Origin of the sequence: uncultured Campylobacter sp. (assembly GCF_938031315.1) — a bacterium.
In the GTDB taxonomy this organism is placed as follows: Bacteria; Campylobacterota; Campylobacteria; order Campylobacterales; family Campylobacteraceae; genus Campylobacter_B.
Genome location: NZ_CALHHT010000525.1, coordinates 1 through 6,779 on the forward strand (window position 1 = coordinate 1; position 6,779 = coordinate 6,779).

Annotated in this window: 6 protein-coding genes; 3 read left to right on the forward strand and 3 right to left on the reverse strand. The window is 49.3% G+C overall.

Features of this window, described 5'->3' with window-relative positions; all coding sequences use genetic code 11:
• Positions 1-497: 497 nt before the first annotated feature.
• From Q0236_RS13015 to Q0236_RS13025, 3 genes are all read right to left on the reverse strand, one after another.
• Positions 498-1,748 carry an ankyrin repeat domain-containing protein gene (locus tag Q0236_RS13015; RefSeq protein ID WP_297918940.1) on the reverse strand — a complete coding sequence of 417 codons (1,251 nt, stop codon included), beginning with the start codon at positions 1,746-1,748 and terminating at the stop codon, positions 498-500.
• Positions 1,749-2,211: 463 nt separating this feature from the next.
• Positions 2,212-4,389 (reverse strand): cation-translocating P-type ATPase, encoded by a 2,178-nt coding sequence (locus Q0236_RS13020; RefSeq protein ID WP_297918942.1) that lies wholly within the window; start codon positions 4,387-4,389, stop codon positions 2,212-2,214.
• An 11-nt stretch (positions 4,390-4,400) separates the two neighbouring features.
• Entirely contained in the window at positions 4,401-4,616 is a 216-nt protein-coding gene (locus tag Q0236_RS13025) for a heavy-metal-associated domain-containing protein (protein ID WP_297918945.1), read from the reverse strand.
• A 132-nt stretch (positions 4,617-4,748) separates the two neighbouring features.
• Between Q0236_RS13025 and Q0236_RS13030 the strand changes: the two genes are divergently transcribed.
• From Q0236_RS13030 to acpS, 3 genes are read left to right on the forward strand one after another with little or no spacing between them, the layout of a single operon-like run.
• Positions 4,749-5,483, forward strand: coding sequence for a YebC/PmpR family DNA-binding transcriptional regulator (locus Q0236_RS13030; RefSeq protein ID WP_297918948.1), 735 nt, complete (start codon positions 4,749-4,751; stop codon positions 5,481-5,483).
• An 8-nt stretch (positions 5,484-5,491) separates the two neighbouring features.
• Positions 5,492-5,980 carry a peptidylprolyl isomerase gene (locus Q0236_RS13035; protein WP_297918951.1) on the forward strand — a complete coding sequence of 163 codons (489 nt, stop codon included), beginning with the start codon at positions 5,492-5,494 and terminating at the stop codon, positions 5,978-5,980.
• Between the two features lie 34 nt (positions 5,981-6,014).
• The gene (gene acpS, locus Q0236_RS13040) at positions 6,015-6,386 is read left to right on the forward strand and encodes a holo-ACP synthase (protein WP_297918953.1); all 372 of its coding nucleotides are present in this window, start codon (positions 6,015-6,017) and stop codon (positions 6,384-6,386) included.
• The last annotated feature ends 393 nt before the right edge of the window (positions 6,387-6,779 follow it).

Genomic DNA, 6,779 nt, shown 5'->3' on the forward strand with positions numbered 1-6,779 from the left:
AAGTAACTTGTCGCGCAGAAAAATCTCTCCGGTGCAAAATACCGCGCGCGGCGTAATCAAAAGCGTTTTATAAACGCATTTAAAATTTTACTTAACATAGCAAAAGCCCCAAATTAAGGTAAAATTCCGCAATACTGCGATGCTTACTTTGTCGCAAAAGCGATAAATTTATCGCACAAAATTTGACGAAATCCCGCTCTTGATCGCAAACCAAAATCCATCAGCAAAAATTTTATCGCGCATAAACGCACAAATCGTCATTTTTAAAGCTCGTCTGAGCGTTTATAAAATTTCAGTGCATGCAACCTGCGCAAGCAAAGTGATAAAATTTTAAAGCGTTAAATTCTACCAACTCGCACTCGAAAAATCCGCTAAATTTATAGAATTTACAAAGCAGCAAAACATTAAATTTAAAGCTCATAAGGCTTTTGCAAACCCAAAACGCTGCAAGCCTAAAACGACGATGAAGCGGTAAGCGGCCCTTTAAATCAAGCCTGCTAATTCTCACGCTCAGGTGCATCTTGCGGATCGCTCGTAAAATCATCGCTTACTTGCGTAGGACTTAATCCAAGCGAGCGCAAATAGCTCTGCGTAGCCGCTTCACCACCCGCAAGCGCGTAGTCTAGCGCATTTAGCCCCGCCTCGTCGGCCGCCTTTTCGTTTGCGCCCGATTTTACGAGCAATTCAACGATCTGCTTGGTACTTTTTTGCGCCGCAAACATCAGCAGTGTCTTGCCCGCGCCCGAACGCTCACAGCCGTCGCTACGCTCGCCTAGCGACGCTAGAGCCTGGGCCTCGGCGCTGCCGATCTGGCGGACATTTACGCTAGCGTGCGAGTAGATTAGCAACTTTACGAGCTCATAATTTTTTGCCGCGGCGGCGAAAAATATCGGAGTTTGCCCAAGCGAGTTTTTATAGCCAACCAAGGCGCCTTTAGAGATCATAAATTTAGCGCTTTGAACGTTATTCATCGCGTAAAATAGCGAGTTTTCCTCGCCAGCATTCACCTGCGCGCCTCGCTCGATCAAAGCGCCGCTAAAGCGCTCGTCATATCCTAGCAAAAGTGCCAGATCCAGGGCATTATCAAGCTCGTAAATTGCAAAATCCTTGCTAAAAAGTAGCGTACGAAACTCATCTGCACCTACTCCGCCTTTTAGCGCCAGCTCAAGCTCACCGTAATCTCCCGCCTTGCGATCCTTTGCGGCGTATGCGATAAATTCCGCTATAACAGCGCTTGCCAGCTCATCGGCGTCGTTTTTGTTGAATTTAGCGGCGAAATAATCTTTTAGCGCCTCCCTGGCTGCTGAGATCTCGCCCATAAAATTGCCATAAGCGATGAAATTTCCAATCTTGCGCTCGGAGTAAAATTCTAAGGCTTCAAGCGATTTTTCACTGATTTGCGCGTAATTTTTCTCTTTAGCATAGCTCAAAAAGCCCTCGCCATCCATCCCCGCAAATGCCAAGGTTCGCTCAAGCCTTTTTTCGTTCAGCAAGGCTTCGTTACCGACACAATCGATATTTTCGTCCCTGATCTCAGAAGCCGCGCTTTTTAAATTTTGTAAAAATTCTGCGCCAGCTAGCGAGCCTTTACAGCCAAAATCGCTTTGCAGCAGCTCTTCGTCCGCAGGCTCTTTGCTAAAAAAGCCGCGCGGATCGCTTAGTATCTGCTCGCAAGAAGCGCCAAAAAGCGTGCCGCAAAAAACAAACGAACCCATTAGAATTTTTCGCATCGCTACCTCGAATTGCATTTGAAGCGTTATTTTACCTTTAAATTTATTTATTAAAACTTAGTGCGGGCGGTGGAATTTTATGGAATTCCTTTCAGCCTTATAAAATTTTGCGGAATTTTTAAAATTTTACGGCGCGGCGGCGTGACGGCGTTAAACGACGGCTAGGCAGAGGCGTAGCGACTGGCGGCGCTATATAACAGCACAGCGATCGGCAGGCTAAAATTTTAAAATTTACGCGCGAGCTAGCGGTAAAATAAAATTTTGCAAGCTGTACAAATCTAGCGGAATTCCGTGCTAGGCTTATCGTGAAATAAAATTTTTTCAAGTGGAGCCCGTTCCGTGGAATTCTACGTGCATTAGTAGCCAGATAGAATTTGCAAGGTAAAATTTCTTGCAGAATGAAAGAATTTTGCGCGTTTTGCGCCGAGTAAATTAAAATTTCGCCGCGCAAAATTCCGCGCCTAGCGCAAAATCCGCCGCGTTAAAATTTAGCGAATTTCAATCTGATGGAATTTAGCACGACCGTTACGGAGCTAAAGCACATCGCCGCGGCGCCGTACATCGGCTTTAAAAGCACGCCGAGCGCTGGATATAACGCACCTGCCGCGATCGGGATACACACGGCGTTGTAAAACAGCGCCCAGAAGAGGTTTTGCTTGATCGTCCGCATGGCAGCTTCCGATAGGCGGAATAGATATAGCACGCTTTCAAGGTCGTTTTTTATAAAGATTACGTCGCCCGCGCCCTTGGCTACGTCGCTGCCGCCGTTCATCGCGATGCCGATACTGGCGGCTTTTAAGCTCGGCGCGTCATTGACGCCGTCGCCCACGAAAAGCACCCGCCTGCCCTCGTCCGTCAGGGATTTGATGAACTCATATTTGCCGCTTGGAAGCACTCCGCTTCTTACCTCGTCGATGCCGAGGTTGCGAGCGACGAAATTTGCCGTTTTGGCGTTATCGCCCGTTAGCATGACGGTTTTTACGCCGCTTTTTTGCAGCGTCTGCACGACGCCGCGCGCTTCGGCTCTGATCTCGTCGCTAAATGCGATAAAGCCCGCGTACGAGCCGCCTATCGCGCAGTAAACGACGCCGAAGCCCTTGTCTAAAAGCTCCTCCGCTTCTACTTCGACGCCCACGTCCACGCCGCGCTCGCGCAGAAAGCCCGCGCTGCCGCAAAGAATTTCGCCGGTGGGATTTTTAGCGACGATACCTTTTCCCGCGATGCTTTCGAACTCGCCGTTAAATTTAGAAATTTCGCCGAATTTCAGCTCGGCAAATTTTACGATCGCCTTTGAGATCGGATGCTCGCTAAGTTTTTGCGCGCTTGCCAGAGCGTAGAGATCCTGGGCGCTCAGATCGCTGAAGCTTACCGAAATTTCGCCCTTGCTAAGCGTGCCGGTTTTATCGAAAACCGCGACGTCGGCGCCTTTTAAAATTTCTAAAATTTCGGGATTTTTGATTAAAATTCCAGCCTTTGCGGCGTTTGAGATCGCGCAAACGATCGCAATCGGCGTCGCAAGACCTAGCGCGCACGGGCAGGAGATGATAAGCACGCAAATAGCGGCGGATGCGGCGTATGAAAGCCGCCCGTCAAGCGCCGTCCACGCTATAAAGCTAACAAGCGCGATCAAAATCACCGCGGGCACGAAAATATTTGAAATTTTATCGGCAAAGCGCGCGATCGGCATCTTTTTGTTGCCCGCCTCGTTTAGCAGATTTTTAATCTCGGCAAGCAGCGTCTGATGCGGGAATTTCGTCACTTTCACGTAGATGACGCCGTCCGTGCTGACGCAGCCCGCATTTACCTCATCGCCCACGCCTTTATAAACCGCCAAGCTCTCGCCGCTGATGAGCGAAGCGTCGATCTGCGCGCCGCCCTCGACGATAAGCCCGTCGCAGGGGATGCGCGAGCCGTTTTTTACGAGCACTTTATCGCCCGGCTTTAGCGCTTCTGCGCGCACTTCGGCTATCGTGCCGTCGTCCTTGATCAAAAGCGCGGTTTTAGGGCTTAGATCGATTAGCCCCTTGATGTAGTCGTTCGCCTTCATCTTGCTGCGCTCTTCTAGGTATTTGCCGAGCGAAATAAAGGCGATTATCATCGATGCGGACGAGAAATAAAGATTTGTAAATTCGTTCTGCGCGCCGTGCGTATAGACCCACGCCGCGGCCGTTAGAGAATAGGCAAACGCAAAAAAGCTTCCCATCGCCACGAGCACGTTCATATCAAAGCTCTTGTTTTTCAGCGAGCCGTAAGCGTGATAAAAGAAGTTTTTGCCGCAGTAAAATAGGCTCACGCACGCCATCGCCGCGCAAAGTAGTGCCTTTGGAACGAAGCTCAAAAACCCGCTCATCTCCACAGCCATTACCGCCGCGGCTAAAATGAGAGCGAGAATAAGCCTAAATAGCGCCGCTTTGAGGTTGCGCCGCTTTTTGCGCTCCAAATCCTCGTAATCCACGGCGATGTCATAGCCCAGCTTTTTGATCTTGGCTTTTAGCGTCTCCTCAAGCGCCGGATCAGCAAGTACGAACTCGCCGCTGCCGTTTGCGAAATTTACGTGCGCCTCCTGCACCCCCTCGATCTTGCGACTTACCCGCTCGATCGCATTGGAGCAGTTTACGCAGCTCATCCCGACGATATTTAGAGTGATTTTGCTTGACATTGCGTTAGTTTTTAGGCTAGCTTTTCTGCGATGCTAAAGCCCAAATCGTCCATCTCCTCTTTAAATTTAGCCTCGTCGCTCGGATCTAAGCTCAAACTCACCACTCCGCTTGCTACGTCCACCTCGATCTCGCCGAAATCATCCTTGAGCGCGTTTTTGATCGTCCTCGCGCAGTTTTCGCAGTGGATATTTTGCGCCTTAAATTTTACGTTTTGTTTCAAAGCCATGAGCCTCTCCTTTGGATTAAAATTTCAAAACTTATACTACTTTTTAATAAATTTTATTTCAACGCCCGCTCCTGAAATTTAAGGGTTTTTCGTTATAATCACCCGTTTTAAATTTAAGCTTTAAGGAATTTTATGGGACGAGCTTTTGAATACAGACGCGCTTCAAAAGAAGCTAGATGGGGGAAGATGAGCAAACTTTTCCCAAAACTGGGCAAGGCCATAACGATGGCTGCGAAAGAGGGCGGCGAAGATCCGCTGATGAACTCCAAGCTGCGCGCCGCGATCGCCACGGCAAAGGCGCAAAATATGCCCAAAGACAACATCGACGCGGCTATCAAGCGCGCAAGCGGCAAGGATAGCGCCGATATCAAAACGATCTTTTACGACGGCAAGGCGCCCCACGGCGCACTTCTCATAATCGAATGCGCCACCGATAACCCGACCCGCACCGTCGCGAACGTAAAGTCGATTTTAAACAAAGCCAAGGGCGAGTTTTTGCCGAGCGGCAGTTTGAAATTTATGTTTTCGCACAAGGCTGTTTTTGAGACCAAGCTGCCGAGCCGCGACATCGAGGAGCTGGAGCTTGAGCTCATCGACTTCGGTCTTAGCGAGCTTGAGATCAACGAGTTTGAAAACGACAAAGGCGAGCTCGAAAAGACGCTTCTAATCTACGGCGAATACGAAAGCTTCGGCACTTTAAACGAAGGGATCGAAAAGATAGGGCTTGAGATCATCAGCGCAAGCTTAAAATTTGTCGCCAACGAAAAGCACGAATTTAGCGAGGATCAGCTGAGCGACATAGACGCGCTGCTCGAGCGGCTAGAGGATGATGACGACGTGCAGGCAGTTTACACCAATATCGCATAGGAGAAAAAATGGAAAGCTTAAAAATTTACGACATCGACGCAGCGGCTTTGGCGCGCGATAAATACGCCGTGATAAAAACCGAAAAGGGCGATATGAAGCTGGAGCTTTTCGGTGGCGAAGCTCCGCAGGCGGTTACGAATTTCGCTAGCCTTGCGCGCAGCGGGTTTTACAAGGGTCTAAATTTTCACCGCGTAATTCCAAATTTCGTAATCCAAGGAGGCTGCCCGCGCGGCACCGGCACGGGAGGTCCGGGCTGGCGCATAAAGTGCGAATGCGACCGCCAAAAGCACAAGCACGTGCGCGGTGCGCTATCGATGGCGCACGCGGGGCGCGATACGGGCGGCAGCCAGTTTTTCGTCTGCCACAGCGCGCAGCCGCACCTAGACGGCGTGCACACGGTGTTCGGTCGTATCGTGGATCAGCCTAGCCTGGCGGTTCTGGACGCGATCAGGCAGGGCGATAAGATCATTGACATCGAGATCAAAGAGAGCTTATAGCCGTGATTAAATTTAAACCGCGGGGCGCCAGACCGTGATAAAGATCGGCACGGACATAACCGCGGTACGCAGGATCGCGGCGCTGCGCGCAAAATACGGCGCGAAATTTCTAAAGCGTATTTTGAAAAAATCCGAGCGCTCCTCGGCACTGCGCGACGAAAGTATCGCGGGCGTCTACGCTGCCAAAGAGGCGCTTAGCAAGGCGCTAGGTACCGGCATCGGCGCAGAATTCGGCTTTAAAGACGCTAAAATTTACAAAGACGCTCTGGGCGCGCCGCATCTAAAAATACGCAAAAAAATCCGTAAAAAATTTCATATCAAATCCGCAAGCCTTAGCATCACGCACGACGCAAACGTCGCAATCGCGGTAATCGCACTAAAACTCAATAAACCGCGCTCGAAGTAACGAAGCGAAGCGGCGCACGGTAGCAAGAACTCCGCGTAAATTCTGCATAAATTTTGCGCGACGAAATTTATGAGGTTAGGCGCAGGTTTTGTAGAGTAGTATTTCGCGGCGCAGTACGCGATGCGGCGACAAACTTTGCCTTCTAAATTTTATATTTGCCAACTTAAAATTCTACATTCATGGATAAAATTTTAGAGCACAAAATTTACCGCAACGAAATTTTGAAATTTCACCGCACCGCAGAATTTTGCTTTAAATTTAAGACATGGAATTTTATAGCGACGAGGCGGCATAAACTCAAAAGGTAAAATTTCAGCCTGGAATTTAGCGGCAAAAGTATAGATTTTCTATTAAAATTTCACGGCGAAATTGCGCTTTGAAATTTAAAACGGA

What these genes read in the sequence shown, in the direction of transcription:
- Q0236_RS13025 (WP_297918945.1), bottom strand. Translation starts at nt 4,616, where the DNA reads ATGGCTTTGAAACAAAACGTAAAATTTAAGGCGCAAAATATCCACTGC.
- Q0236_RS13030 (WP_297918948.1), top strand. Translation starts at nt 4,749, where the DNA reads ATGGGACGAGCTTTTGAATACAGACGCGCTTCAAAAGAAGCTAGATGG.
- Q0236_RS13015 (WP_297918940.1), bottom strand. Translation starts at nt 1,748, where the DNA reads ATGCAATTCGAGGTAGCGATGCGAAAAATTCTAATGGGTTCGTTTGTT.
- Q0236_RS13020 (WP_297918942.1), bottom strand. Translation starts at nt 4,389, where the DNA reads ATGTCAAGCAAAATCACTCTAAATATCGTCGGGATGAGCTGCGTAAAC.
- Q0236_RS13035 (WP_297918951.1), top strand. Translation starts at nt 5,492, where the DNA reads ATGGAAAGCTTAAAAATTTACGACATCGACGCAGCGGCTTTGGCGCGC.